Source organism: Kribbella flavida DSM 17836, assembly GCF_000024345.1.
GTDB lineage: Bacteria > Actinomycetota > Actinomycetes > Propionibacteriales > Kribbellaceae > Kribbella > Kribbella flavida.
In genome coordinates, this window is the sequence record NC_013729.1 from 2,367,443 (window position 1) to 2,393,677 (window position 26,235).

The following is a 26,235-nucleotide window of genomic DNA, read 5'->3' on the forward strand; positions in this document are numbered from 1 at the left end:
CGGTCGGCAAGCTCCTAGACCTGCAGCAGATCAGCTGGCGACATCCGTCAAGGGTCTATTGGCGGATCACAGTGCAGAGTGACCGAGCGGCACGGCTTCAACGGTCCGCCACTCGTACATGCGGTTGTCGCGGTGCATCTCGATGAGCGAGACGGCGTTGATCGTCAGGTCGGCCGGGTCGGCTGTGACGCGGTTGATCGCGTCGAGCGCGGTGGCAGCAGGCTGAGAGGTGCTGACGTACGCAAGGCTGATGTGTGGCTGGTAGCCGTCGGCATTGTCCGGTGCTCCGTCCGGTCCGAGCACATCGGCGATTGCGGCTCGTACGGTGTGCCGGATCTGCTGGACGGGCTCCACCGGGTCCGACGGAAGGGCGATCGCCTCCGGGCGCATGACTGGCCGCTGAAATCGCACCTTGACCGGTTCCGCCTCGGCGAGCCGGGAGTGGGCGGCGTCCAGGAGCGCGTCTACCTGGACGGTCGACACGTCCTCGACGAATCCGACGCCTTGCATGGTCAGGTGCAGCCACTGCTGCGGGATCATGTCGAGTCCCGGCACGGTCGACAGTTGGGCCTGGTAGCTGGCGGCCAGCCGGTGGAGTGGAGTGGCGTCCTCGAAGACATTGATGTGCCAGGTGTAGAACCGCGTGCCGACCTTCCAGCCGGGCCGCCACCACCAGTGGTCGGCGAGCTGGTCGGCGTGGCGGAACGTCCATTCGGGAGCAGAGGCCATGTCGCATGTTCCACCGCGGTCAACAGCTTGGGTGGGACACGCCGGACGGCGATGGCGGCGGAGCCGGTGCGACGGCACGGTCGTACAAGGCTGGATCGAGATGAGAAAGGGCCGGCCACCGGCGACGGTGGCCCCTCAGGCTGGAGCGGGTGACGAGAATTGAACTCGCGTAGCCAGTGTGGAAGCCCGGCCGACTGCCCGCGCGGATGGGCTCTCCACACCTGAAACCTATGCCCACAACACCCCGCGAGCGACCGCCGACGACCACCGGTTAGGGCACGTAGAGGTCACAGTTACCAGAAGGAGAACCAGCGACCCACGAAGCCGAATGACCAGCGCGCGGCGTCTGATAGCCCCCGCCTGAGACTGCGCCGAACTAGCGCGACGATCAGGACCAGACATCCGAATGCCCCAACCACCAAGATCAGTAGACCGGCTGCCGTGTCGACATCCGCTGTGATTGCGGCGACGACAAGAAGCACACCGAAGAGCGCCAGGCCGAAGACCACATCGCCTCTGTCGGCTCCGAGGTCCTGCCGACGCTGGGTTGGTTCGTCCGCCACGCCCCCAAGTATGCGGGTGAGGGATCGAGGCGAAGCGTGCCAGCGCACCACACCTGCCCCGCACTCCTGATAGCTGCCAACTGGCTCAACGAGCTAGTTGAACGCCAGATCAAGGCCATCACTGAGGGCACGACCGATGACGACGATGGTGCGGCCGGGCTGCTGGTGCCGACCGGCTAATTGCACGCTAATTGCACGAGGTGGGGAGCGGCCCACGCGAGCGAAAGGCCCAGGCTGGAGGTTGTTGCCTCTGACCTGGGCCTCTGTCGTTCGAGCGGGTGACGAGAATCGAACTCGCGTAGCCAGTTTGGAAGACTGGGGCTCTACCATTGAGCTACACCCGCGGACGCCCGGTTGGGGGGCGCTCGGACATGATTCCACATCGCGGGGGCGGGCTCAAAACGGGTTCCGGGAGCGTGGGGTCGAAGGGCTGGGGTGGGCGCAGTAGGGTCGAAAGGCAGGGTGGGGGAGCGAGCACTACCTCGCGTCCACTAGACTCGTTCGGTCACTGCGGGGCGTAGCGTAGTGGCTAGCGCGCCTGCTTTGGGAGCAGGAGACCGCAGGTTCGAGTCCTGTCGCCCCGACAAACCCCTGCAGCACCTGCGGCGTGGCCTGTTTCGGGCCTGCCGTGATCGTCATCGACCAAGGAGAACCGCCACCGTGAAGAGCACCGTCGAGTCCTTGAGCCCGACCAAGGTCCGGCTCATCGTCGAGGTGCCGTTCGAGGAGCTCAAGCCGAGCCTCGACGCGGCGTACCAGAGCATCGCCCAGCAGATCGTCGTCCCGGGCTTCCGCAAGGGCAAGGTTCCCCCGCAGGTCATCGACCAGCGCGTCGGCCGGGCCCCGGTGCTGGAGGAGGCGATCAACGACGCGCTGCCGAAGCTGTACTCGCAGGCGGTGCAGGACAACCAGGTCAAGGCGATCGGCCGGCCCGAGGTCGACGTGACCGAGTTCAACGACAAGGAGAACCTGCAGTTCTCCGCCGAGGTCGAGGTGCGGCCGGAGATCGAGCTGCCCGATCTGGACGGCCTGGAGGCCTCGGTCGAGGACATCGCGATCAGCGACGACGAGATCGAGGAGCAGATCGACGCGCTGCGGCAGCGGTTCGGCTCGCTGAACCCGGTCGAGCGCGCGGTCGCCGACAAGGACTTCATCACCCTCGACCTGTCCGCCACCAAGGACGGCGAGAAGATCGAGGAGGCGCAGGCGACCGGCCTGTCGTACCAGGTCGGCAGCGGTCAGCTGCTCGACGGCCTGGACGAGGCCGTGCTCGGCCTGACCGCGGGTGAGTCGAAGACCTTCGTCACCCAGCTGGTCGGCGGCGCGCTCAAGGGCGAGGACGTCGACGTCGAGGTGACCGTGACGGCGGTCAAGGAGCAGGAGCTGCCGGAGTTCGACGACGACTTCGCGCAGACCGCGTCGGAGTTCGACACGGCCGAGGAGCTCAAGGCCGACGTCCGGACCCGGCTGGAGCGCGGCAAGCGGCTCGAGCAGGCCGGCGACGCCCGCGACGCGGTGCTGGAGAAGATTCTCACCCTGGTCGAGGTGCCGGTGCCCGAGGGCCTGCTGACCGACGAGGTCGCCGCCCGCCGGGAGAACCTCGAGCAGCAGCTCGGCTACTCCGGGATGACCTTCGAGCAGTTCCTGGAGAGCGAGGAGCAGACCCAGGAAGAGTTCGACGAGGACCTGAAGAAGCGCTCCGAGGACGCGATCAAGGCGCAGTTCGTGCTCGACCTGGTCGCCGAGAAGCAGGACCTGAGCGTGAACGACCAGGAGCTGACCGAGCACATCGTGCGGCACGCGCAGCGCTCCGGCGTGAGCCCGGACCAGTTCGCCCAGCACGCGGTCGAGAACAACCTGGTGCCGAGCCTGGTGTCCGAGGTCGTGCGCGGCAAGGCGCTGGCCTACCTGGTCGAGAACGCGAAGATCACCGACGCCTCCGGCAACGAGGTCGAGCTGAAGACGCTGCTCCCGGACGGCTCGTACGCCGACCCGGCGGCGGACGCCGCGACCGACGCCGAGGCGGAGACCCCGGCTGAGGAGCCCGCGAAGGCCTGAACGCCTCGCACCTGACGAACCACCGGCGACGCCCCGGATCCCCTCGGATCCGGGGCGTCGCTGCGTACGCCGTACGGGTGCTGCCGGGATCGGAGGTCAGTCGGCTGCGTCCAGGCGCCGGCGCTGGTCCGGGGTCAGCTCGAGATCGACCGCGCCGAGGCTCTCGTCGAGCTGCGCCACCGACGACGCGCCGACCAGCGGAATGATCGGCAGCTCGCCACCCATCAGCCAGGCCAGCACAACCTGGTTCGGCGTCGCGCCCGTCTCGCGAACCACCTCGTCCAGCACTACCCGCCGCGCCCGGGTGCCGGCGTGGTCGTGCACGTCGCTCAGCGGCCGATCAGCGCGCACATAGGCACCGCTCAGCAACGGCGTGTAGGCCACCAAGGCCAAGCCGGGCTCGGCCCGCAGATAGCTGAGCAGGTGACCATCGGTGACACCGATGCTCCCGTCCCGCGAGCGCAGCCCAGCCTGGTCGGTGCGTGCCCGGAAGTAGGTGTGGTGGTACTGCAGCACCTCGCAAGCGGGCAGACCGGCCTGCGCCGCGAGGCTACGGGCCCGCTCCACCTGCCAGGCCCAGTGGTTGCTCAGGCCCACCAGTCCGACCGTCCCCTCGGCGGCGAGCGTGCCGAACGCCTCGACCTGGGCCGCCAGCGGTACCGCCGGGTCGGGGATGTGGGCGTAGTAGACGTCGAGCCGATCGCGTCCCAGATTCTCCAGGCTGCGCGCGGCCGACTCCTTGATCACCTCCGGCGCGAGCCCTTCGAGGTCCTCGGAGAGCTGCTTGGCCGGCCGCGGCGGTCGCCCACCGACCTTGGTCGCGATCGCGACCTCGTCGCCCAGGCCGCGGCTGCGGAGCCAGCGGCCGAGGAGCTGCTCGCTCTCACCGCCCTGCGTGCCGTTGATCCAGAAGGCGTAGTTGTTGGATGTGTCGATGAAGCTGCCGCCCGCCTCGACGTAGCGGTCGAGGATCGCGTACGACGTCGACTCGTCGGTGCGGGTGCCCATCAGCATCGCGCCGAGCGCGAGCCGGCTCACCCGGCGGCTGCGGGCGGGATCCGTTCCCAGTGTCAGATAGCGCATGCCGCCAGGCAACCGGCTAGACCGCGCTCTAGGTCAAGCCTCGTTCCCGGTACGCCGGGCGCACCCGGCGGGCGGCGTACCGGCGGACCGGCAGGAATTCGCTCAGGGCAGACAGGGTGCGCCGTGAGCGAACACTTGCCGACCGGCCTTAGGTCTGTCGCCGCCGCCCAGTAATGTCGGCTTCGTGAACGAGACATTTGCAGCCAGCCCCACCGCCGCGGGCGGCAACGGTTCCGGCGGACTCGACGACCACATCTACCAGCGCCTGCTGAGCAGCCGGATCATCTTCCTGGGGTCCGAGGTTCGCGACGACAACGCGAACGCGATCTGTGCTCAGATGCTGCTCCTCAACGCCGAGGACCCCAACAAGGACATCTGGCTGTACATCAACTCGCCGGGTGGTTCGGTCGACGCGGGCATGGCGATCTACGACACCATGCAGTACATCTCCAACGACGTCGCCACGGTCGGTATGGGCCTGGCCGCGTCGATGGGTCAGTTCCTGCTCTGCGCCGGTGCGAAGAACAAGCGCTTCGCCCTGCCGCACGCCCGGATCATGATGCACCAGCCGTCCGGCGGCATGGGTGGTACGGCCTCGGACATCAAGATCCAGGCCCAGCAGTCGCTGCACATCAAGGCCCAGCTGTTCAAGCTGATCGCCGAGCACACCGGCCAGGCCCTGGAGCAGGTGGAGAACGACGCCGACCGCGACCGCTGGTTCACCGCCGACCAGGCCAAGGAGTACGGCTTCATCGACCACGTCGTGGCCAGTGCCGCCCAGCTCAGCAGCGGCAGCCCGAACTCCTGATCTCCCACTCAGCCAGGTAAGGACACGAGCATGAACTACTTCATCCCGCAGTGGGAGGAGCGCACGTCGTACGGCATGCGCCGGATCGACCCCTACACCAAGCTGTTCGAGGACCGGATCATCTTCCTCGGCACGCCGATCACCGACGAGATCGCGAACGCCGTGATGGCGCAGCTGCTGTGCCTGCAGTCGATGGACTCCGACCGCGACATCAGCATCTACATCAACTCGCCGGGTGGTTCGTTCACCGCGCTGACCGCGATCTACGACACGATCCGCTACATCAAGCCGGACGTGCAGACGGTCTGCCTCGGCCAGGCGGCCTCCGCCGCGGCCGTGCTGCTCGCCGCCGGGACGCCGGGCAAGCGGCTCGCGCTGCCGAACAGCCGGATCATCATCCACCAGCCGGCCACCGAGGGCACCTACGGGCAGTCCAGCGACATCGAGATCCAGGCGAACGAGATCCTGCGCCTGCGCGCCCTGCTGGAGAAGATGCTGGCCGAGGCCAGCGGCAAGTCGCACGAGGAGGTGTCCCGCGACATCGAGCGGGACAAGTTCCTGACCGCCGACCAGGCGATCGAGTACGGCTTGATCGACGACGTGCTGCAGACCCTGAAGACCCCGGTCCCGGCCGGCGTCTGACCGATCACCCCGCTTCGGCGGTGCCCGTCGAGGGCTGTCAAGCGACTGTGCGTTCGCCACCGGCGTAGTTCCAACGCGGCGGGCGGCACGGCGTTTCGGCCCTTGGCGCGGTACCGTCGAAAACGGGATCCGGGCCCTGTGAGTTCCCGGCCCGGTTCGACTGCTCAGAGAAGGGATCTGTCCCGGTGGCACGCATAGGTGACGGCGGCGACCTGCTGAAGTGCTCGTTCTGCGGTAAGAGCCAAAAGCAGGTCAAGAAGCTGATCGCCGGTCCCGGCGTCTACATCTGCGACGAATGCATCGATCTCTGCAACGAGATCATCGAGGAGGAGCTGAACGAGGGCTCCGAGGTCGGTCTGACGGAGCTGCCCAAGCCCCGGGAGATCTACGACTTCCTCAACGCGTACGTCGTCGGACAGGACGTGGCGAAGAAGGCGCTCGCGGTGGCGGTGTACAACCACTACAAGCGGGTCCGTGACGGTCAGGGCACCTCGAGCGCCGGCCGGCACGCGAAGGACGAGGCAGTCGAGTTGGCCAAGTCGAACATCCTGCTGATCGGCCCGACGGGCTGCGGCAAGACGTACCTGGCCCAGACGCTCGCCCGGATGCTGAACGTCCCGTTCGCCATCGCGGACGCGACCGCGCTGACCGAGGCCGGCTACGTCGGCGAGGACGTCGAGAACATCCTGCTCAAGCTGATCCAGGCGGCCGACTACGACGTCAAGAAGGCCGAGACCGGCATCATCTACATCGACGAGGTCGACAAGATCGCCCGCAAGAGCGAGAACCCGTCGATCACCCGGGACGTGTCCGGCGAGGGTGTGCAGCAGGCGCTGCTGAAGATCCTCGAAGGAACGACGGCCTCGGTGCCGCCGCAGGGCGGTCGCAAGCACCCGCACCAGGAGTTCATCCAGATCGACACCACCAACGTGCTGTTCATCGTCGGTGGCGCGTTCGCCGGCCTGGACCACATGGTGGAGCAGCGGGTCGGCAAGAAGACGCTCGGCTTCAACACCTCGCGTGAGCCGGAGAAGCCGAAGGAGGTCAGCGGCTACTCGGACGTGATGCCCGAGGACCTGCTGAAGTTCGGCCTGATCCCGGAGTTCATCGGCCGGCTCCCGGTGATCACCACCGTGTCCCCGCTGGACCGGGACGCGCTGATCAAGATCCTCTCGGAGCCGAAGAACGCGCTGGTCAAGCAGTACCGGCGGCTGTTCGAGATCGACAACGTCGAGCTGGAGTTCAGCGAGGACGCGGTCGAGGCGATCGCCGACCAGGCACTGCTGCGGGGCACCGGCGCTCGCGGGCTGCGCGCGATCATGGAAGAAGTCCTGCTGAACGTGATGTACGAGGTGCCGAGCCGGGAGGACGTGGCGAAGGTCGTCGTCACCGGCGAGGTCGTGCTCGAGAACGTCAACCCGACGCTGATCCCGCGGGACCAGATCGAGCGCAAGCGGGAGCGACGCGAGAAGACCGCCTGAGGGCTGGTTCGTCAGTTCGGTGAGGAGGCCGGTATCCGCTGCGAGGCGGATACCGGCCTCCTTCTTGTGGTGGACGCCTGCGGAGGGCCGGGCCTCGTAGCGTCGGTGCTGCGGGTGCCGCTCCGTACCCGCCGACCAGTGAGGGAGAACCGTGCGAAGAACAACCAGGACGACTCTGACCCTGGCACTCGCCGCCACCATGGCCGTACCAGCCGCCGCGCCGATCGTCGCCGCGGCCGCGGGACCGGGCGGTACGGCGTACGCCGGGCAGACCTCCGTGCCGAGCACGCAGGACCGCAGCGCCGCGCCGGGCGTGCAAGACCGCGCCGCCGCGTCGGGCGTGCAGGACCGCGTCGCCGCGCAGGCTGTGACCGGGGCTTCGGCCGCGCTGCGGGGGCGCGATGAGGCGCTTGCCCGGCGGGAAGCCGCGAAGGCCGCGCGCGTCGCCGTGCCGAAGATCGCGTGGAAGAGTTGCGGCAGCGCACCGGCGTTGGCCAAGTTCCAGTGCGCGACGGTCGAGGTGCCGACCGACTACGACCGTCCCCGGGGCGCGACGACCACGATCGCGCTGACCCGGCTGCCCGCGTCCGACCCGGCGCGGAAGATCGGCACGCTGTTCACCAACCCGGGCGGACCTGGTGGTCCCGGCGTCGACTTCGTCCAGCAGGCGGCGCAGGTCGCCTACACCCCGCAGGTGCGGGCCCGGTTCGACATCCTCGGCTTCGACCCGCGCGGTGTCGGCAAGTCCGACCCGGTGCTCTGCTTCCCGACCGCCGCCGAGGAGGCGGCCGTCTTCCAGGGCGTGCCGCCGTTCCCGCTGACGCCCGCCGAGACCGCGGCGTACACGCGATCGAACCTGAAGCTGGCGGCCGGCTGCCTGACGACCTCGCCGGACCGCCTGAAGCACTACTCCACGGCGAACGTCGCCCGCGACCTGGACGTACTCCGCCGGGCCGTCGGCGACGACAAGCTGAGCTACGCCGGCTACTCGTACGGCACGTACCTGGGCGCGACGTACGCCAAGCTCTTCCCGAGCAAGGTCCGCGCGCTCGTGCTGGACGGGACGCTGAGTCCCGAGTGGTACTCCGGTTCGGACGGCGACCGCCGGCCGGTCGGCGTGCGGCTCCGGCAGGGCGAGGGTGGAGCGGAGACGTTCGCCCAGTTCCTTGCCGAGTGCAAGAAAGCCGGTGCGGCCCGGTGCCCGCTGGCCCAGCTCGGCGATCCGTCGACGGTGACGGAGGCGCTGCTCGAACGGCTCAAGACCCACCCGGTCGACGTACCGCTGGGCGATGGGACCACGCTGAAGGTGACCTACCAGGTCGCCGTCCAGGTGATCTTCTTCAGCCTCTACGACGCGGCCGGGTGGACGGACCTCGCCGGTCTGCTGGCGCAGCTTGCCGCTCCGGTCCGTACCGCGAAGGTTGCCGCCGTCCCGCAGGCGCTGATCGAGTGGAACCGGCGCAAGGAGCAGTACACCTCGATCGGCAGCAGCCTGCAGCCGTGCATCGAGGCCCGGCACAGCGGGCAGCCGCTGGCGTACCAGCAGTTCGCCGACGAGGCGGACCGCCGCGCTCCGCACTTCGGCCGGATGCGGACCTGGGTCGGCCAGACCTGCGAGTTCATGCCGGTCCGCGACGGCGACGCGTTCCTCGGTCCGTGGAAGTTGTCGGTGAAGGCGCCGGTGCTGGTCTTCGGCACCCGCTACGACCCGGCCACGCCGTACCGGGCGACCCGTCCGTACGCCGACCTCTACCCGGACGCGCGCATGGTCACGGTCGAGGGCTACGGCCACGCGACCATCGGCAAGAGCAGTTGCGCGGACGCGATGATCACCGCGTACCTGGTCGGTCTGAAGGCACCGGCCGACAACTCGACCTGCACCCAGGACCGCAAGCCGTTCGAGCCGCCGGCGAGCGCGCGTGAGGCGAAGACTCGTGTCACGGTGCCGGCGCTGAGCCGCTGGGGCCTCTGAACCGCTGAAGGCCGTCGGTCCCTTCCGGGGCCGGCGGCCTTCGTCGCTTTCTCCGGCGCCGCCGAGCCCGGCCGTGCCGCGGGCGGCAGACCGATCTCCCAAGTCCCCACCTTGAGCACCGCTCGGTCAGGAATCGATGCTTCCGGTGGCTGGGTGGTGCTCAAGGTCGAGGTTGGGCGGGGAGAGCGGAGGTGGGGGGACGGTGCCGCCGCCGGATACCGACGGCGGCCGTGCCGGCCTGGGTGGTGTGTTCCCAGGCCCTACTTCATCGCGTTGAACGCCTCGTCGGTGACCGGTCCGACCTCGTCGACCGTGACGCCGTCGTTGGCCGCCTGCACGATCACAGTCAACGTGTTCGACCCGCGGTAGCACTGCGTCGGCAGGGTGTCGGTCGCCGTCACACAGATCGAGTCGCCGATCCCGCGCACCTGGTCCGGCGTCGCGCCGGAGTCCTTGATCGTCTTGTCGATGTCGACCTTGCCGCGCAGCGCGATCACGATGTACATGCGCTTGCCGTTGAGATCCCCGTACGCCTCGACGGTCGCCTGCTTGCCGTCGTTGATCCGGCTCAACGCCTCCCGCGTCTGATCCAGCTTCAACTGGTCCCGCACCTGGGTGTCGCTGATCCGCTCCAGCCCCGCGAGCTTCGCCGGCGGGGTGATGTCCCGAGCCGTGTTCAACCGGTTCATCGGCCCCAGCCCAGCGAAGTACCCGAACCCGGCCAGCACCAGCAACACCAGCACGACGCCCCCGACGGTGACCCAGGGATTGCGCCGCCAGCCCTTTCTGGCGGTGTCCTTGCCTGCACCGCCGGTGGCTCCAGCCCCGTCTCCGGCTGAACCAACGGCGGTGGCCGAACCGGGCGTCCCGGCTGGGCCGGTCGTGTTCGGGCCGCCTGGCGTACCCGCCGGGCTGCTGGTGGCCGGGCTGCCAGGCGTACCCGCCGGGGTGGTGGTGCTTGTGGTACCGGCTGTGCCTGTGGGACTGGCCTTGGTTGGCTTGCCAGGTGTACCCGCTGGGCCGGATGCGTGAGCAGTACCTGCTGTACCCGCGGCTCCAGCCGCCGCTGCGGGGCCAGCGGTGCTGGGGGCGCCGGTCGCGTTCGCAGTACCAGGGGTTGGCGTCGGCGCGGGTGCGCTCGCGGGGCCAGCCGCACCTCGGGGACCAGCCGCGCCGGCAGGACCAGCCGCGCCGGCAGGACCAGCCGCGCCGGCAGGACCAGCGGGGCCGCCGGGATCAGTCGTGCTCGAAGTATCAGCCGGACCGGTCGACTGCAGGGGCCCGGACGAACTCGGTCCCGCAGCCCCGCCGGCTGGCGCCGCAGCGGCTCCTGCTGCACCGGTAGGTGAGCCCGCCGAAGGAGATTCGGGGGCACCAGCAGACGTTTCTCCCGCGCCAGGCGATCCGGCTGGGGGGATTGCGGTTCCAGTGCCCTTGGCTGCAGGCGTTCCGGCCGGGCGCGAGGAACTGTGAGGGCTAGTGCCCGTTGAACCGGGAGAAGTGCTGGCGGTAGTTACAGGGGAGCTCGCGGAGTCGCCTGCGGAGCCGACGGTTGAGCTGGCGGCCGAGGCAGGGTTGACCGGGGAGGCCGCCGGGACGCCGGTGGACTTGTTGGTTGCTGCGGGCACCTTGTTCGTCGGTGCCGAACCTTTGCCGGAGGCTTCGGTCGAGCCGGGGGAGTTGCTTGTGGCTTCGGCGGTCGGCTTTGCAGGTGTGCCGGGAACGGCGGGTGCCGGCGGCGTGCTGCTGGTTTCGGCGGACTTGGTTGCCGAGGTGCGGTTGCCTTCGTCGGTTCCTGCGGACGGCGACTTGGGGGCCGACACTGCGGAGGCGGTCGCCGTGGCCTTGCCTGTTCGGCCGGTCTCGGAGGCGTCGTCGGCGGACTTGGTGGTGCTCGGCGGGCGGATCGGAGTCTGCGCGGGCATCGGAGTCTGCGCAGGCATCGGAGTTTGCGACGGCATCGGCGTCCGACCGGACTTCGAGGCGGCGGCCTTCTTCGCCTTCGCGGGCTTGGCCCGAGCAGCGGGATCAGCGGATGACTCCAGGGCGGACGGGGACGCCGCGGCGGGGCCCGAGTCCGGCGTCGAGGAGGATGCCGGAGTGGGGGACGTGTCCGGCGTCGCGGGCGATGCGGATGCTGCGGACGACTCGGGCGTCGCCCGAGATTCCGGCTCAGCGGACGACTCCGACGGCGCAGGAGAGTCCGGCGTGGCGGTCGTCTTGCGGGACTTGCGCTCGGGCGTGGAACCAGTCGGGGCCGGCGGCTCGAAGGGAAGCTCCGCCGGCGCAGGCGTGGTCGGCTTCGGCGTCCGCGCGGTGGACTTCTTGCTGGGGCGGCGGGTCGTCTTCTTCGCGGGCTTGTCCGAGGGGGTCGAGTCAGCCGGGGTGGGGGTGCCGGTGGGGGGCTGGTTCTCGTCGCTCATCGGGGGTGCTCCTTCGGACAGGCCTGGTCGCCGGGTCGCACCCGATGGTTCCATATCGGGCGACTGACTTCGCAGCGTAGTCGTAGCGGTGAAAGCGGTAACGCCCGCCTCCGGGAGGAAGCGGGCGTTACGGACGAGGGCGTGTCGGCCAAGCCGAAGGTCAGAGCGTGGCGACGACCGCGACGGTGTCGGCGTCGGTCTCCGGACTCCAGACGATCTCGCCGGTGATGCGGCCGGCGGCGCGCAGGTCGTTCTCGGCGCGCTCGGCCAGGGTGAGGCGGGCGGCGGGGCCGGTGACCTCGACCTTGCTGACCTCGGTCTTCATCGAGACCTGTGCGGTGGACTTGGCGCCGCGGATGCCGGCGAGCACCTCGGCGACCGCGTCCAGCACGGCCGGGTCCTGCTCGGCGACCGCGATGTCGACGTCGGCGACCGGCCAGCTGGTCCGGTGGATCGAGCCCTCCTGCCACCACGACCAGACCTCTTCGGTCGCGAACGGCAGGTACGGCGCGAGCAGGCGCAGCTGGACCGACAGGGCGACCGCGAGCGCCGCCTTCGCCGAGTTGGCCGCGGCCTCACCCTGACCGCCGTACGCGCGCTCCTTGACCAGCTCGACGTAGTCGTCGCAGAAGGTCCAGAAGAACCGCTCGCTGACCTCCAGCGCGCCGGTGTAGTCGTACCGCTCGAACGCCGCGGTGGCCTCGCCGACGACCTGGCGCAGCTTGTGCAGCATCGCCAGGTCGACCGCCTCGGTGACGGCGGTCGGGTCCGCGGACGTCGCCCCGAAGCCGAGCACGAACTTCGACGCGTTCAGGACCTTGATCGCGAGCCGGCGGCCGACCTTCATCTGTGACTCGTCGAACGGCGAGTCCAGCCCCGGCCGGGCCATCGCGGCGCGCCAGCGGACCGCGTCCGAGCCGTACTTGTCGAGGATCTCCGACGGCACGATCGCGTTGCCCTTGGACTTCGACATCTTCTTGCGGTCGGGATCGACGACGAACCCGGAGATCATCGACCGCGCCCACGGCAGCGTGCCGTTCTCGAAGTGGGCCCGGACGACGCGGGAGAACAGCCAGGTACGGATGATCTCGTGGGCGTGCGTGTTCAGGTCCATCGGGAAGGTGCGGGCGAACAGGTCCGGGTCGCGCTCCCAGCCGCAGACGATGTGCGGGCTGAGCGACGACGTCGCCCAGGTGTCCATCACGTCGGGGTCGGCCTGGAAACCGCCGGGCTTGCCGCGCTGGGACTCGTCGTACCCGCGCGGGCACTGCGAGGTCGGGTCGATCGGCAGCTCGGCCTCGCTCGGCATCAGCGGGTGGTCGTAGTCCGGCTCGCCGTCGTGGCCGATCGGGTACCAGACCGGGAACGGCACGCCGAAGAAGCGCTGGCGGGAGATCAGCCAGTCGCCGTTCAGCCCCTCGACCCAGTTCAGGTAGCGGTGCTTCATGTGCTCGGGGACCCAGCCGAGCTCGTTGCCGCGCTCGACGAACTCGGCCTTGAGGTCGGCGTCGCGGCCGCCGTTGCGGATGTACCACTGGCGGGTGGAGACGATCTCGAGCGGCTTGTCGCCCTTCTCGAAGAAGTTCGCCATCCGCTGGGTCGGCTTCGGCTCGCCATCCAGGTCACCGCTCTCGCGCAGCTTCGCCACGACCAGCTCGCGGGCGCTGAAGACGGTCTTGCCGGCCAGCTCGGCATAGAGTTCGGCGCCGGCGACCTCGGAGCCCTGCAGCCACTCCGGCGTCTCGCGCAGCAGCCGGCCGTCGCGGCCGATGACGGTACGGACCGGGAGTTGCAGCTCGCGCCACCACTGGACGTCGGTCAGGTCGCCGAAGGTGCAGCACATCGCGATACCGGCGCCCTTGTCCGGCTCGGCCGCCTCGTGCGCCAGGACCGGGACCTCGACACCGAACAGCGGCGAGCGGACCGTCGTACCGAACAACGCCTGGTAGCGCTCGTCGTCCGGGTGGGCGATCAGCGCGACACAGGCGGGGATCAGCTCCGGCCGGGTGGTCTCGATGTGGATCGGGCCTTCGGGACCGTGGAAGGCGATCCGGTGGAAGGCACCGGCGTACTCCCGCGCCTCCAGCTCGGCCTGCGCGACCGCGGTCTGGAAGGTGACGTCCCACATCGTCGGCGCCTCGGACAGGTACGCCTCGCCGCGGGCGAAGTTGCGCAGGAAGGCTCGCTGCGACGTCCGCCGCGAGTCCTCCGAGATGGTGGTGTAGAGGTACGACCAGTCGACGCTCAGCCCGACCTGGCGCCACATCGCCTCGAACGCCTGCTCGTCGATGTGGGTCAGCTCGCCGCACAGCTCGACGAAGTTCTGCCGGCTGATCGGGAGCTGCTTCTTCGGGTCCGGCTTGGCCGGCGGGGTGAAGTCGGGGTCGTACGGCAGGGTCGGGTCGCAGCGGACGCCGTAGTAGTTCTGGACCCGGCGCTCGGTGGGCAGGCCGTTGTCGTCCCAGCCGATCGGGTAGAAGACCTTCTTGCCGCGCATCCGCTGGAAGCGGGCGATCAGGTCGGTGTGGGTGTAGCTGAAGATGTGCCCGACGTGCAGGGACCCGGACACGGTCGGCGGCGGGGTGTCGATCGAGTAGACGTCGGCCCGCTCGGCCGTCCGGTCGAACGCGTAGGTCTGCTGCTCCCGCCATACCGCAGCCCACTTCTCCTCGAGGCCTTCGAGGGTGGGCTTGTCGGGAACGCGGGAGATCTCGGTCATGCGCACAATCGTAGTGGTTGTCAAGGGATGCTCCGACCGGATATCCACAGCCCTCACTAGACTGGCGTCCTGATGAGCGACCTCACCTACGCCGACGTGTCGGCCAAGCTCCAGGCCCGCTGGCCGGAGAACAAGATCGATCCCAGCCTGGAGCGGATCCAGCGCCTGGTGGAGCTGCTGGGCGACCCGCAGAAGGCGTACCCGGTGGTGCACCTGACCGGGACCAACGGCAAGACCTCGACCGCCCGGATGATCGACTCCCTGCTGCGCGAGGCCGGGCTGCGCACCGGCCGGTTCACCAGCCCGCACCTGGAGACGGTCCGGGAGCGGATCACGCTGAACGGCGAGCCGGTCAGCGAGCAGCAGTTCGTCGCCGCGTACGCCGAGATCGCGCCGTACCTGGACGTCGTCGACGCCGAGCAGAAGCACCCGCTGTCGTTCTTCGAGGTGATCACCGCGATGGGGTTCGCCGTCTTCGCCGACGCGCCCGTCGACGTCGCGATCCTCGAGGTCGGCCTGGGCGGCACCTGGGACTCCACCAACGTGGCCGACGGCGTGGTCTCGGTGATCACCCCGGTCGCCGTCGACCACGCGCACCTGCTCGGCGGGGACCCGGTCACGATCGCCGGCGAGAAGTCCGGGATCATCAAGCCGGGCGGGACGGCGGTGATAGCGCAGCAGAGCCTCGACGTGCTGGAGGTGCTGCAGCGCCGGGCCGCCCAGGTCGGCGCGCAGGTCGCGCGCGAGGGACTGGAGTTCGGCGTCACCAGCCGCACGGTCGCGGTCGGCGGGCAGCTGATCTCGATCAAGGGCCTGGCCGGCGAGTACGAGGACATCTTCCTTCCGCTGCACGGCGAGTACCAGGCGCACAACGCAGCGACCGCGCTGGCCGCCGTCGAGGCGCTGCTGGGGGCGACCGAGCAGACCGAGGGCCGGGTCACCACCGAGGTCGTCCAGGCCGGGTTCGCCGAGGTCACCTCGCCGGGCCGGATGGAGGTGGTCCGGACCGGCCCGACGATCATCGTCGACGCCGCGCACAACCCGCACGGCGCCGAGGCGACCGCGGCGACGGTGTCCGAGGCGTTCACCTTCAACCCGCTGATCGGCGTGGTCGGCGTGATGCGGGACAAGGACGTGTACGGCGTGCTCGAGGCGTACGAGCCGATCATGGAGTCGATCGTCTGCACCCGGAACTCGTTCGAGCGGTCGATGCCGGCCGAGGAGCTGGGCGAGATCGCGGCCGAGGTGTTCGGCGAGGACCGGGTGCTGGTCCGCCCGCGCCTGGTGGACGCGATCGACGAGGCGCTGCGGCTGGCCGAGCAGGACGCGATCGCGTTCGGCAGCGGCGGCGTCCTGGTCACCGGTTCGGTGATCACCGCCGGCGAGGCCCGCGCCCTGCTGGTCCGCAAGCCCAAGGACGGGGACCGGCGATGAGGTCGCTGGCGTCGATCGTGCTCGGGTTCGAGTCGATCGTGCTCGCGCTGGCCACGATCGTGATGATCTCGGTGGCCGGCGTGGATGCCAGTACGGCGCTGCCGCTGTGCCTCGGCCTCGCGGTGCTCGCGATCGTCGCGGCCGGTCTGCTGCGCACCCAGGCCGGTTACGTGCTCGGCTGGGCCGTCCAGGCCGGCGCGATCGGGCTCGGCTTCGTCGTACCGGTGATGTTCGTGCTCGGACTCGCGTTCGGCGCGTTCTGGGTGATGGCGATCGTGCTGGGCCGGCGGATCGAAGAGGCCAAGCGGGCGCACGAAGCCTCCGCCGGTTAGGCTCGCGGCCCAACCACCGCCCCGTCGCGGAGCCGTCGAGAAAGAGAAGAGAGACATGTCGCAGCGCACCCTCGTCCTGCTGAAGCCCGACACCGTACGCCGTGGCCTGGTCGGCGAGATCCTTGGCCGGTTCGAGGCGAAGGGCCTGTCGATCGTGGCGATGGAGCTGCGCACGATCGACGGCGAGACGGCCGACCAGCACTACGCCGAGCACGTCGAGCGGGATTTCTACCCGCCGCTGCGCGCGTTCGTCACCAGCGGCCCGCTGGTCGCCCTGGTGCTCGAGGGCGACGAGGCGATCGAGGTCGTGCGCGCGCTGAACGGCGCCACCGACGGCCGCAAGGCGGCTCCCGGCACGATCCGCGGCGACCTCTCGCTGTCCAACCGGGAGAACCTCGTGCACGGCTCGGACTCCGCGGAGTCCGCCGCTCGCGAGATCAAGCTCTGGTTCCCCGACGTCCCCTGACGCCCGCTCCCCGGCGCGACTGCTCGGTGGTCCGCGCCGGGGGACCCGGAGTCAGCGCAGTGCGGCGGCCACCTTCTGGCGGAAGGCCGGGGTGGCGAAGGGGTGCGCCGGGGTGATGCTGCGCTGGACGATCTCGATCACGACCGTGTCGGACTCCTTGATGGCAGCGAAGATCTGAGCCTCGCTGACGTGGCCGATCCACAGGAACGTGCCGTCGGCGAACAGCGGCCGCAGGTTGCCCAGCGCGGAGTACGCGAACGAGTCGCCGATGATGACGGACTTGCCGCCGATCAGGCCGGTCGACGGCGTCGTGGTCCACTTCTCCACGCCGTACAGCACCTTCAGCGGGTCGTAGGCGGCGTAGCCGGGGCGGGGAGTCACCGTACCGCCCGCGGACAGTTGCACCGACGGCGGCGTCTCGGTCTCGGTCAGTCCGAGCAGCACGTTCAGGTCGGCGGTCTTGGTGACGGAGTCCGGCGTGGTGGTGATCCGGGCGGCCAGCCGCGGATCCAGCTTCGCCGCCAGCGCCTTGGCGAACACCGCGGATCCCACGCCCGACCAGTGCGAGTCGGTCCGCCAGTACGTCTGCGACTTCGTCAGCTCCTCGCGGACCCCGACCCACAGCGAGTGCTGGTACGAGTCGAGGATCTGCTGCTGGGTGGCGATCCCGTCCAGCGCGCACTGCCCCTTCGGTACGACGGACGGCAGCGCTTCGGACACGACCGAGGACTTGTTCGGGCCGGCGGTGAAGACGACCCTGCGGCCGGACTGGCGGATCACCTCGGCCAGCCGGGCGAGTCCGTCCAGCCCTCGCTTGAACCCCGGCGTCAGGTTGCACGCCTTGGTGAAGTCCTCGCCCAGGAACAAATAGCCGTCGGAGCCCCGGACCACCTTGTTCGAGGCCGGCACCTCCCGCAGCACGTGGAAGTCGAACCACGACTTGGCCCGTACGGCGCTCGACCGCCCGGCCAGCCGGTCCGCGGCCCACGGCCCGACCGCGTCCAGCGCGTCGAAGCCGTCCGAGGCCTCCGGCGCGGGCGCGATCGCCCGGTTGTCCACCGGCGCCTGCCGGAAGCCGGCCAGGTACCCGGCGGCGGGCCCGAACACGAACACGACCGCGACCGCGAGCACGGCCATCCGACTGGCTTTCACCACATCACCCTCAGAACTGGAAGTACAGGAACGGGCTGAACGTGCCGGCCACCGCCACGATGCCGGCGTACGGGGCCAGGGCGACCGCGATACCGCGGACCGAGCGGCGGGCCCAGACCGGGGTGTTGTCCTGCAGGCCGTCGATCACCCGGCCGGTCACCCAGGTGGCGGGCAGCAGGGTGGACGCGAGCACGAGCACGAGCAGCAGGATCCGGTGGCCGGAGAGCAGCACCGCCACGTCCGGCGCGATCGACCAGCCCTCCGGAGTCACCATCGCCTGCAGCATCCGCCCGGCCGCGGGCAGCGACTCGGCCCGGAACAGCACCCAGCCGAAGACCACCAGCAGGAAGGTGATCGCGCGGCGCGGCCCGGCCCAGCGGTCCGAGCTGCCGAGTCCGGTGGCCCGCTCGATGATCAGCAGCAGGCCGTGGAACGCGCCCCAGATCACGAAGGTCCACGCGGCCCCGTGCCACAGACCCGTGGTCAGGAACACGATGCTCAGATTGCGGTACGTGCGGAACGTGCCGCCCCGGTTCCCGCCGAGCGGCACGTACAGGTAGTCGCGGAACCAGCGCGACAGCGACTGGTGCCAGCGCCGCCAGAAGTCGGTCACCGAGATCGCGGAGTACGGGCGGGCGAAGTTCTCCGGCAGCCGCAGGCCGAACATCATGCCGAGCCCGATCGCCATGTCGGAGTAGCCGGAGAAGTCGAAGTAGATCTGCCCGGTGTAGGCGAGCGCGCCGATCCAGGCCGTCGACGTCGACGGGTCGGGCGAGGCGAACGCGGCGTCGGCGATCGGGGCCAGCGAGTCGGCGATCGCGACCTTCTTGAACAGGCCCCAGGCGAACCGCGGGAAGCCCTCGGCGAAGTCGGCCAGCCGGTCGCGCCGGGCGTCGTTCAGCTGGTCGGCGATCTCGTGGTACCGCACGATCGGCCCGGCCACCAGCTGCGGGAACATCGCGATGTAGGTGACGAAGGTCAGCGGGTTGCGCATCGGCGGCCGGACGCCGCGGTACACGTCGACGACGTACGACAGGTGGTGGAAGGTGAAGAAGCTGATCCCGATCGGCAGCGCCAGGCTGACCACGCGGGTGTCGCCGAGGCCGAGCGAGCTCGCGATCGAGCTCACCGCGGTGGAGGCGAAGCCGGCGTACTTCCAGACCGCCAGCACGGCCAGGTCGGCGAGCACCGTCGCCACCACGACCGCCTTGCGGCGCCGCAGCGGCAGTGCGCCGATCGCCAGGCCCGCGGCGTAGTTCACCGCGATCAGGGCGAGCAGCAGCAGCACGAACTCCTTGCCGCCGACGGCGTAGAACCCGAGCGAGAAGACCGCGAGCACGCCGTTGCGGGCGCGGTGCGGCAGGATCCAGCTGGCCAGCAGCACCGCGGGCAGGAAATACCACAGGAACAGTGGCGCGGCGAAGGACAAGCTGGTCTCCCCCAGACGGACCGGCGTGATGACGGCAGGGTTGGTACGGACAAGGCGCCATGGGAACGCCGGGCTGGTGCGCTCAGCCGTGGATGCCCCGAGAGGCTATTCGGTTGTCGCCGAGGTCGGATCCGAGGGCGCGGAGCCTTTCGTTCAGTGCTTCGGCGGCGGGGTGGTCGATCTCGGTCAGGAGAGCGAGTGCCGACGCCCACGAGCCGCCCGCCGCGCTTTCGTCCCCCAGCTCGAGCTGTACGTCACCGAGATGCTGCAGCATCAGCGCCTGATAGTACAAATCGTTGAGGTCACGGTAGAGCGCAAGAGCCTTTTGGTAGCAGCTGATGGCGTCCTGGTGCGAGGACTGGGCGCGGTAGGTGTACCCGAGGTGGTCCCAGGTGGCGGCTTCGCCGAGTTTGTGGCCGACCTCCTGGTAAAGCCGCTGAGCCTCCCGGCAGTTCTGGAGCGCCTGCTCGTACTCACCGAACGCCGAGGCGTGCAGCAGGCCCAATGAGTTCAGCGCGAGCGCCTGGCCGGTCCGGTGACCTGCTGCCTTGAACAGGTTCGAGGCGATCAGGTCATGCTCGAAGGACTCCTTGAGCCTGTCCTGCTGAGCCAGGACGAAAGCCAGCATCCGCTCGCACCACGCCTGAGCGACCCGGTCGTGCTTGGCCAGCTCCAGCGCGGTCTCCGCCTCGACCCGTGCTTCGTCGAGTCGCTGCTGCCGCGCGAGTGCGTGAGCACGGTAGCGACGGGCCATCACCTGTCCCGCGCGGTCGCCGGACCTCTCGCAGGCGCGCACGGCGGTCGCCATGACGTCGACCCAGGTGCTCCACAGCCCACGCCGCTCCAGGAACCCGGTGATCGTGCGAGCCAGTTGGGTGGCGTGCGTGTCGAACTCCCGACGGGCCGCCTGCTCCACCAGCGCAACCAGGTTCGTCCACTCCTCCTCGAACCAGTCGAACGCCTCCTGGTAACCGCCGAAGCTCTGCGCGTACGGCGTACCGGCGGGCTCGGGCAGTTCGTCGGGGTCTCGGTGTGGGCGCAACCACTGGTCACCGGCGTCTGCCGTACGGAGGTAGTAGTCGAGCAGGCGCCGGAGCGAATCGTGTCGCTCGTGGTGCTGCCGGACGAGCTCCGCGGCGTACACGTGCAGGAGGTCGTGGGTCGAGTAGCGGCCGGGGGAGTGCTGGGTGAGCAGATGAGCGCGCTCCAGCTCGTCCAGCGCGGGCTGCACACGGCCGGGCGTCGTACCGGCGAGCGCGGCGACGGCGGCGATGGGCAGATCAGGACCAGGATGTACGCCGGCCAGCCGGAACACGCGTGCCGAGGTGGCCGTGACGAGCTGGTAGGACCAAGAGAAGACGGCACGCAGGTCGGTCGCCTCGTCCTCACCGGCGAAGACGTCAAGCCCTTGCCTGGTACGGCGTAAGTCGGTTGCGACGGCCTCGAGTGACCAGCTGGGGTGTGCGGCGGCGTGAGCTGCCACCAGCGACAGCGCGAGTGGCAGCCGGGCGGCGAGCGTCACAAGCTCCTCGGCCGCCTCCGGCTCGGCCTGCAGGCGCTGACGTCCTACGGCATCTCCCAGCAACGACCGGGCCTGATCGCGGTCCATCAGATCCAGTGAGAGGGGGTGAGCGCCCTCTGCCGCCAGCAGGCCCGGTAGTGCGTTGCGGCTGGTGACGACCACGCGGCAGGTGTTCCCACCTGGAAGCAGAAAACGGACCTGGGCGGCGTTCCGCGCGTTGTCGAGCACTATCAGCATCCGGCGGTTCGCCAGCAGCGTCCGGTAGAGGGCGTACTGCGCGGCCGCGCCGGACGGGATGCGGCCCGGCATCATCTGCAGCGCGTCAAGGAACCCGCGCACGGCGTCCTCCGGCGAGACCAGCTCGCCGGTCGGGTCGAAGCCGCGCAGGTTGACGTACAGCTGACCATCAGGGAACTGCACGCTCGCCCGCTCGGCCCAGCGGACCGCCAGCGCGGTCTTGCCCACGCCAGCGGTCCCTGAGATGACAGCGATGGACCCGGTGGAGCTCAGTAGCACGCGGTCGAGCTCAGCCAGCTCCGCGTCCCGGCCAACGAACGTCCGCCCCACGGTCGGCAGCTGATGCGGAATCACCTCACGCGTACTCCGTACGGCGGCCGCGCGGGCGTCCGTCGCCAGTACGGCTTGATGCAGACGGCGCAGCCCCGGGCCAGGGTCGAGACCTAGCTCGTCGGCCAGCCGGTGGGACGCCTCGCTGAAGGTGGCCAACGCATCCGCCGGCCGACCGGCCTTGATCTGTGCCTGCATGAGGAGAGCCCAGAGCGACTCGCGCAGGGGGTGCCGGCGGGTCAGGCCGCGCAGCTCCGAGGTGACGGCAGCGTGGTCGCCTTGCTCGAGCCGGGCGGTCAGCAGTAGCGCGGTGGCGTGGAGCCGCTCCTCGGTGAGCGTGGGGATGGCGTCGCGGATCAGTGCCCCAGCGACCAGCCCAGCCAGCGGCTCTCCTCGCCACAAAGCGAGCGCAGCCGTCAGTAGCTGCACTCGCTCGCCCGCATCTGTGGTCTCAGTACTGGCCCCAACCAGGTCTCGGAAGCGAGTCAGGTCGATGTCACCGGCGTCGACGGCGATCACGTAGCCCGCGGCCTCGGTGCGGATCAGCGGACGGCCGAGCAGAGTCCGGAGGCGGGACACGTAGGTCTGCAGCGCCGCGCGAGGACGGGCCGGCAGGTCTTCCTCCCACAGCGTGTCCATCAGCTCCTGGCCGGCGACGACCCGGTTGGGCTGGAGCAGCAGGGCGGCGAGCAGCACGCGCAGCCGGTTCGCGGCCAGCTCGATCCGCCGGCCGGAGTCGTCGAGGACCTCCACCGGGCCGAGCAGGCGAAACTCCATCCGGCCATTCTGGCCCCCACGGCGGGCGAAAGCCGCACGAAAGCGCGATGAATGCCCGAGCAGGCAAGCTGTGGCGGCGCACGGTCACCGCGGTCCTGGTCCTCAGGCCCGGCTCGCAGTCACCCGCGTCGCGCCTGTGGGGAGGAGCGCTCGCCCATCAGGGGAGGGGCGAGATCTGGGGGCGCGTGGTGCCGCCGCCCGACTGGGCGGCGGCACCACCCGGGCGCTTCTCTCGTCACCGCCCCGCAGTTTCCGACCCGTTCTGCTGCGCCCGTCGAAGCGCTTCACGCTGCCGGATCCGGACTGACAGCGTTTTGAAAGGACGTCACCTCATCCTCGCTGCGACGGGCCGACTGCGGGCCCGCGGATGAGGGAGGGAACCGTGGGGCAAGCGCTTGCGCTCATACACAGACTCCGGGGCGGCGGTAGGCGACGGCCGAGACGACTCGCGCTGGCAGCAGCAGTCGCCATACTGCTGCCGGTGACGCCGGCCGGAGCAACTCCGGCAACGACCACCTCGGCGGCCGCCACAGCTGGGCCCGCCACAACCAGGCCCACCGCGAACGAACCGGCCGCCGCGACCGCACCAGGCGGTTCCGGCACCCGGGCGCTCGCCGAAGCGCGCCGCACCAAGCGCTCGGTGGAGGTGACTGCGCAGCGCACACCGACCCGCAAGGTGGTCGCCAATCCGAACGGCACGCTCACTGCCACTCTGCAGGCTGCGCCGGTACAGGCTGCGGGACCTAGCCTCGCGGCCGGTGTACCGGGCAGTCCGGTCGCCCCGGCCCAGACCGGCTGGGCGATGGTCTTCTCCGGCTACCCGAGCGGTAGCTACTGGGGCGGCGACGGGGACGGCGTCGCGAAGGTCGGGCGGTGCTACGAGGACGGCTGGTGCAACGGCATCGGGGTGGCCCGGGCGTTCTTCCAGTACGACACCGGCTGGCTCAACGGCAAGCACATCCTCGGTGCCAGCTTCCGGGCCCTGAACGTCTACTCCCCCAGTTGCGCCGCCCTCCCGGTCCGTGCCTGGGGCACCGGTCCGGTCGGAACCGGGACCACCTGGAGCAACCAGCCGGCCGGAGTCTTCGACCTAGGGGGCCGCAACGTCGCCGGCGGCCGTTCCGACTGCCCGTCGCAGCAGTACGCCGAGTACAACGCGCATGCCGTCGTCAACTGGTCGACAAGCCCTGGCACCGGCCTGCGGACCACTACGGTCCGGCTCAGCGCCGGGAACGAGTCCGACCAGCTCAACTGGCGCAAGTTCGCCTGGAACCCTTCGCTCAGCGTCACCTACAACACCGTGCCCGGCGTGCCGACCGACCTGACGGTCGAGAACGGCAAGCCGTGCGGCGTCGGCGCCGGCGAGGTCCGCATCAATCCGCAGCTGTCCGCGCCGCAGCAGAGCCGTGGGCCCCGGCTGTGGTCGACGATCGCCGACCAGGACGGCGGCACCCTGCAGGCGAAGTACACGTTGTACGAGCGCAACCACACCACCCAGCTGTACGCCGTCACCACCACCGGCCTGAACTCTCCGGGCCGGTTCAGCATCGACGTGCCCGGCCAGTTCAACGTCAACGGCCGGATGCTGTCGTGGCGCGTCGCGGGGTTCGACGGTGTGGACCACTCCGCGCCGTCGCCGTGGTGTGACGTCACGATCGACACGGAGGCCCCGAAGTACGCGCCCGGCGTGACCTCACCGACCTACAAGCGGTGCCCGGACCAGGTGAACTGCCCGGCCAGCGGTGCGGTGGGCTTCACCGGCGGTTTCGAGTTCACGGCCGGCGGCGACACCTCCGGCCGTGACGCCGACGTGGCGGGCTTCCGTTACACACTGGAGGGTGCGGACGCCAGTGGCGGCGGCGACGGCGAGCCCCTGCAGGAGCGCTACGTCGCGATCGGTGCGGACGGTGTCGCCCGAACTCTGGTGACCCCACCGGACGACGGCCGGCAGACTCTCACCGTTCGCGCCGTCGACAAGGCGGGCAACGTTTCGGCGGTGGTGACGACGTACTCGTTCTTCGTCGGCCGGGGAACGCCGCCGGTCGCGCACTGGCGACTGGACGGGCACGGAACGGACACCGCGGTGGTGGACGAGTCTCCGGCGCGGCTGGACGGCGTTCTACCCAGCGGTGGCGCGGTGGCGTGGCGGGGTGGCCGGCACGGCGATGCCCTGTGGTTCAACGGCACCCGGACCGCGGCCGTCACCACCTCGAAGCGGTCCGCGGTCGACACCGGCAAGTCGTTCTCGGTCGCGGCGTGGGTCAAGCTGGACCAGGCCGACTCGACGTTCCGCACGGCGGTGAGCCAGAGCGGTTCCACGATCAGCGGCTTCTTCCTGCAGTACAACGGCAACACCAAGCGGTGGAACTTCACCCTGCCCGCGACGAACTCCGACACGGCCTTCCGCGACGTCGTCCAGTCGCCGGCCGCCGCGGTGGCAGGTCGCTGGACCCATCTGACCGGCGTCTTCGACGACGCGGCCAAGCAGATCCGGCTCTACGTCGACGGCGTACCGGCCACCGTCAACGGTCACACCACCCCGTGGCAGGCGACCGGGCTGGCGCAGCTGGGCGCCGCTCAAGTCCAGAAGGCGATGACCAACTACTGGCTCGGCTCGATCGACGACGCCCGCATCTACCAGCGGGTGCTCACCGAGCCGGAGATCGACGACCTCGCCGGCCGGCCGGCCACCGAGGAGCTGTTCTGGCCGTTCGAGGAAGGCAGCGGTCCGGCGGTGGACGTCTCCGGCAACTACCGGCTCGGCACGCTCGGAGCCGGCGTGACCCGCAGCACCGGCGACGTCGGCGCCGGTGGGATCCGGTTCGACGGTTCCGGAGGCACCGTCAGCACCACGGACCCGGTGGTCCGGACGGACTCCGGCTTCACCGTCAGCGCCAGGGTGCGACTCGACGTGACCGACGGTACGACGCGGACCGTGCTCAGTCAGAACGGCCCGCAGGCCAGCGGCTTCGAGCTGCGGTACCGCGGCGACAACCACAAGTGGTCGTTCTCGGTTCCGACCGGTGCGACCACAACGGCGGTCGTCGACTCCGACCAGCTGGCGCAGGCAGGAACCTGGACCCAGCTGACCGGCGTCTACGACCACGCTGCCGGCCATCTCCGGCTGTACGTCGACGGTCAGCAGGAGGGTGGCTTCGTGCCGGCCCAGTCAGCGGCAACAGCCGGCGGCGCCTTCCGCGTCGGCGCCGGTCAGCAGGCAGGCGGACCAGCCACCCCGTTCCTGGGCCAGATCGACGACGTCCACGTCTGGACCGGTGCCAGAACGGGTGACCAGGTGCTCAGCGAGTACGGCGCCCCGGTGAGCTCCCGGCCGAGCCGGTACGGAGCACAGCTGGCCAGATTCACGAACACCAACGGACTCCGGATCGTCACCAACGGGCCGGTACCGCCGGGCTCGCACTACGAGGCATCACTCGGCGTCCCGGCTCCCGCGGGCACGCCGGGGACCCGGACCATCTACTCCTGCCGCAACAACACCAGGGACTACTTCCTGGACCTGGACTGTGCCGACCACGCCAACCTCGGCGCCGTCGGGCAGTTCTGGATCAGCAAGCCCGACGGGGTCGACAGCGTTCCGGTCTACCGCTGCTACATCTACAACGTCGCGCACTTCGCCTCGACCGACGCCGGCTGCGAGGAGAAGGGCGAGATGGAGTTCCTGCTCGGCTACACGAAGGCGTACGCCGGTCTGGTCCGGCACGTCGCGAGCGGCTATCCCTACGACCACGTATCGAGCACCCGCGCGCTGCCGGGCGGTCCGAAACCTGAGGGCACCCTGGGCTACCTGTCGATGACCGAGCAGCCCGGTACGACCGCCTGGATGCAGTGCACGACCGGTGCGGACGTGTTCAGCTCCGTCGATCCGGCTTGCGAGGGCAAGACCGTCATCGGCTCGTCCGGCTACGTGTGGACCGAGCCGCCCGCTGCTCTGACCAGCCGGCAGGTCTTCCGCTGCCTGGCCGGCTGGAACGAGCTCTTCGACTCCACCGACCCCAACTGCGAAGGCCAGACGGTCGATCGCCCGCTGGGCTACGTCGTCGTCAAACCCTGAGATGTC

General features: G+C 69.8%; 18 protein-coding genes and 2 tRNA genes. 12 read left to right on the forward strand and 8 right to left on the reverse strand.

The window, feature by feature from the left end:
• Nucleotides 1-66: 66 nt before the first annotated feature.
• Complete coding sequence (locus KFLA_RS11255) at nucleotides 67-729, reverse strand: 2'-5' RNA ligase family protein (RefSeq protein ID WP_012919912.1); 663 nt, start codon at nucleotides 727-729, stop codon at nucleotides 67-69.
• Between the two features lie 836 nt (nucleotides 730-1,565).
• A tRNA-Gly gene (locus tag KFLA_RS11265) sits at nucleotides 1,566-1,636 on the reverse strand.
• 167 nt (nucleotides 1,637-1,803) lie between these two features.
• Here KFLA_RS11265 and KFLA_RS11270 point away from each other — a divergent pair.
• Both KFLA_RS11270 and tig read left to right on the forward strand, forming a co-directional pair.
• A tRNA-Pro gene (locus KFLA_RS11270) sits at nucleotides 1,804-1,876 on the forward strand.
• A gap of 76 nt (nucleotides 1,877-1,952) precedes the next feature.
• The gene (gene tig, locus KFLA_RS11275; protein ID WP_012919914.1) at nucleotides 1,953-3,350 is read left to right on the forward strand and encodes a trigger factor; all 1,398 of its coding nucleotides are present in this window, start codon (nucleotides 1,953-1,955) and stop codon (nucleotides 3,348-3,350) included.
• Between the two features lie 96 nt (nucleotides 3,351-3,446).
• On the opposite strand, the gene KFLA_RS11280 is transcribed toward tig, so the two are convergent.
• A complete protein-coding gene (locus KFLA_RS11280; RefSeq protein ID WP_012919915.1) occupies nucleotides 3,447-4,433 on the reverse strand; it encodes an aldo/keto reductase in 987 nt (328 codons plus the stop codon).
• Nucleotides 4,434-4,617: 184 nt separating this feature from the next.
• Between KFLA_RS11280 and KFLA_RS11285 the strand changes: the two genes are divergently transcribed.
• The 4 genes from KFLA_RS11285 (at nucleotide 4,618) to KFLA_RS11300 (ending at nucleotide 9,336) form a co-directional block, all read left to right on the forward strand.
• Nucleotides 4,618-5,241, forward strand: coding sequence for a ClpP family protease (locus KFLA_RS11285; protein ID WP_012919916.1), 624 nt, complete (start codon nucleotides 4,618-4,620; stop codon nucleotides 5,239-5,241).
• Between the two features lie 30 nt (nucleotides 5,242-5,271).
• Nucleotides 5,272-5,883 carry an ATP-dependent Clp protease proteolytic subunit gene (locus KFLA_RS11290; protein WP_012919917.1) on the forward strand — a complete coding sequence of 204 codons (612 nt, stop codon included), beginning with the start codon at nucleotides 5,272-5,274 and terminating at the stop codon, nucleotides 5,881-5,883.
• Between the two features lie 185 nt (nucleotides 5,884-6,068).
• Nucleotides 6,069-7,364 carry an ATP-dependent Clp protease ATP-binding subunit ClpX gene (clpX, locus tag KFLA_RS11295; RefSeq protein ID WP_012919918.1) on the forward strand — a complete coding sequence of 432 codons (1,296 nt, stop codon included), beginning with the start codon at nucleotides 6,069-6,071 and terminating at the stop codon, nucleotides 7,362-7,364.
• 151 nt (nucleotides 7,365-7,515) lie between these two features.
• The gene (locus KFLA_RS11300) at nucleotides 7,516-9,336 is read left to right on the forward strand and encodes an alpha/beta hydrolase (RefSeq protein WP_148256606.1); all 1,821 of its coding nucleotides are present in this window, start codon (nucleotides 7,516-7,518) and stop codon (nucleotides 9,334-9,336) included.
• A 260-nt stretch (nucleotides 9,337-9,596) separates the two neighbouring features.
• On the opposite strand, the gene KFLA_RS11305 is transcribed toward KFLA_RS11300, so the two are convergent.
• Nucleotides 9,597-10,079: a hypothetical protein gene (locus tag KFLA_RS11305; RefSeq protein WP_012919920.1), complete on the reverse strand. Its 483-nt coding sequence runs from the start codon at nucleotides 10,077-10,079 to the stop codon at nucleotides 9,597-9,599.
• A gap of 263 nt (nucleotides 10,080-10,342) precedes the next feature.
• On the opposite strand from KFLA_RS11305, the gene KFLA_RS11310 reads away from it, so the two are divergent.
• Complete coding sequence (locus KFLA_RS11310; RefSeq protein ID WP_049797314.1) at nucleotides 10,343-10,681, forward strand: hypothetical protein; 339 nt, start codon at nucleotides 10,343-10,345, stop codon at nucleotides 10,679-10,681.
• 134 nt (nucleotides 10,682-10,815) lie between these two features.
• Entirely contained in the window at nucleotides 10,816-11,826 is a 1,011-nt protein-coding gene (locus KFLA_RS11315; protein WP_012919921.1) for a hypothetical protein, read from the forward strand.
• Nucleotides 11,827-11,919: 93 nt separating this feature from the next.
• Here KFLA_RS11315 and valS read toward each other — a convergent pair whose 3' ends face one another.
• On the reverse strand, nucleotides 11,920-14,478 hold the full coding sequence (gene valS, locus KFLA_RS11320; RefSeq protein ID WP_012919922.1) for a valine--tRNA ligase: 2,559 nt from the start codon (nucleotides 14,476-14,478) through the stop codon (nucleotides 11,920-11,922).
• A gap of 72 nt (nucleotides 14,479-14,550) precedes the next feature.
• On the opposite strand from valS, the gene KFLA_RS11325 reads away from it, so the two are divergent.
• The 3 genes from KFLA_RS11325 to ndk are packed head-to-tail and all read left to right on the forward strand — an operon-like array spanning nucleotide 14,551 to nucleotide 16,710.
• On the forward strand, nucleotides 14,551-15,912 hold the full coding sequence (locus KFLA_RS11325) for a bifunctional folylpolyglutamate synthase/dihydrofolate synthase (RefSeq protein ID WP_012919923.1): 1,362 nt from the start codon (nucleotides 14,551-14,553) through the stop codon (nucleotides 15,910-15,912).
• Nucleotides 15,909-16,244, forward strand: coding sequence for a DUF4233 domain-containing protein (locus tag KFLA_RS11330; RefSeq protein ID WP_012919924.1), 336 nt, complete (start codon nucleotides 15,909-15,911; stop codon nucleotides 16,242-16,244). The genes KFLA_RS11325 and KFLA_RS11330 overlap by 4 nt, the downstream gene beginning before the upstream one ends.
• A 55-nt stretch (nucleotides 16,245-16,299) precedes the next feature.
• Nucleotides 16,300-16,710 carry a nucleoside-diphosphate kinase gene (gene ndk, locus KFLA_RS11335; RefSeq protein ID WP_012919925.1) on the forward strand — a complete coding sequence of 137 codons (411 nt, stop codon included), beginning with the start codon at nucleotides 16,300-16,302 and terminating at the stop codon, nucleotides 16,708-16,710.
• Between the two features lie 51 nt (nucleotides 16,711-16,761).
• Here the strand turns inward: ndk and KFLA_RS11340 are convergent, their stop codons facing one another.
• The 3 genes from KFLA_RS11340 to KFLA_RS11350 form a co-directional block, all read right to left on the reverse strand.
• Entirely contained in the window at nucleotides 16,762-17,862 is a 1,101-nt protein-coding gene (locus KFLA_RS11340; protein WP_148256608.1) for an alginate O-acetyltransferase AlgX-related protein, read from the reverse strand.
• Between the two features lie 10 nt (nucleotides 17,863-17,872).
• Nucleotides 17,873-19,291, reverse strand: coding sequence for an MBOAT family O-acyltransferase (locus KFLA_RS11345; RefSeq protein WP_012919927.1), 1,419 nt, complete (start codon nucleotides 19,289-19,291; stop codon nucleotides 17,873-17,875).
• Nucleotides 19,292-19,373: 82 nt separating this feature from the next.
• Complete coding sequence (locus tag KFLA_RS11350) at nucleotides 19,374-22,157, reverse strand: AfsR/SARP family transcriptional regulator (protein WP_012919928.1); 2,784 nt, start codon at nucleotides 22,155-22,157, stop codon at nucleotides 19,374-19,376.
• Nucleotides 22,158-22,638: 481 nt separating this feature from the next.
• On the opposite strand from KFLA_RS11350, the gene KFLA_RS11355 reads away from it, so the two are divergent.
• The gene (locus KFLA_RS11355) at nucleotides 22,639-26,229 is read left to right on the forward strand and encodes a LamG domain-containing protein (RefSeq protein ID WP_158307272.1); all 3,591 of its coding nucleotides are present in this window, start codon (nucleotides 22,639-22,641) and stop codon (nucleotides 26,227-26,229) included.
• The last annotated feature ends 6 nt before the right edge of the window (nucleotides 26,230-26,235 follow it).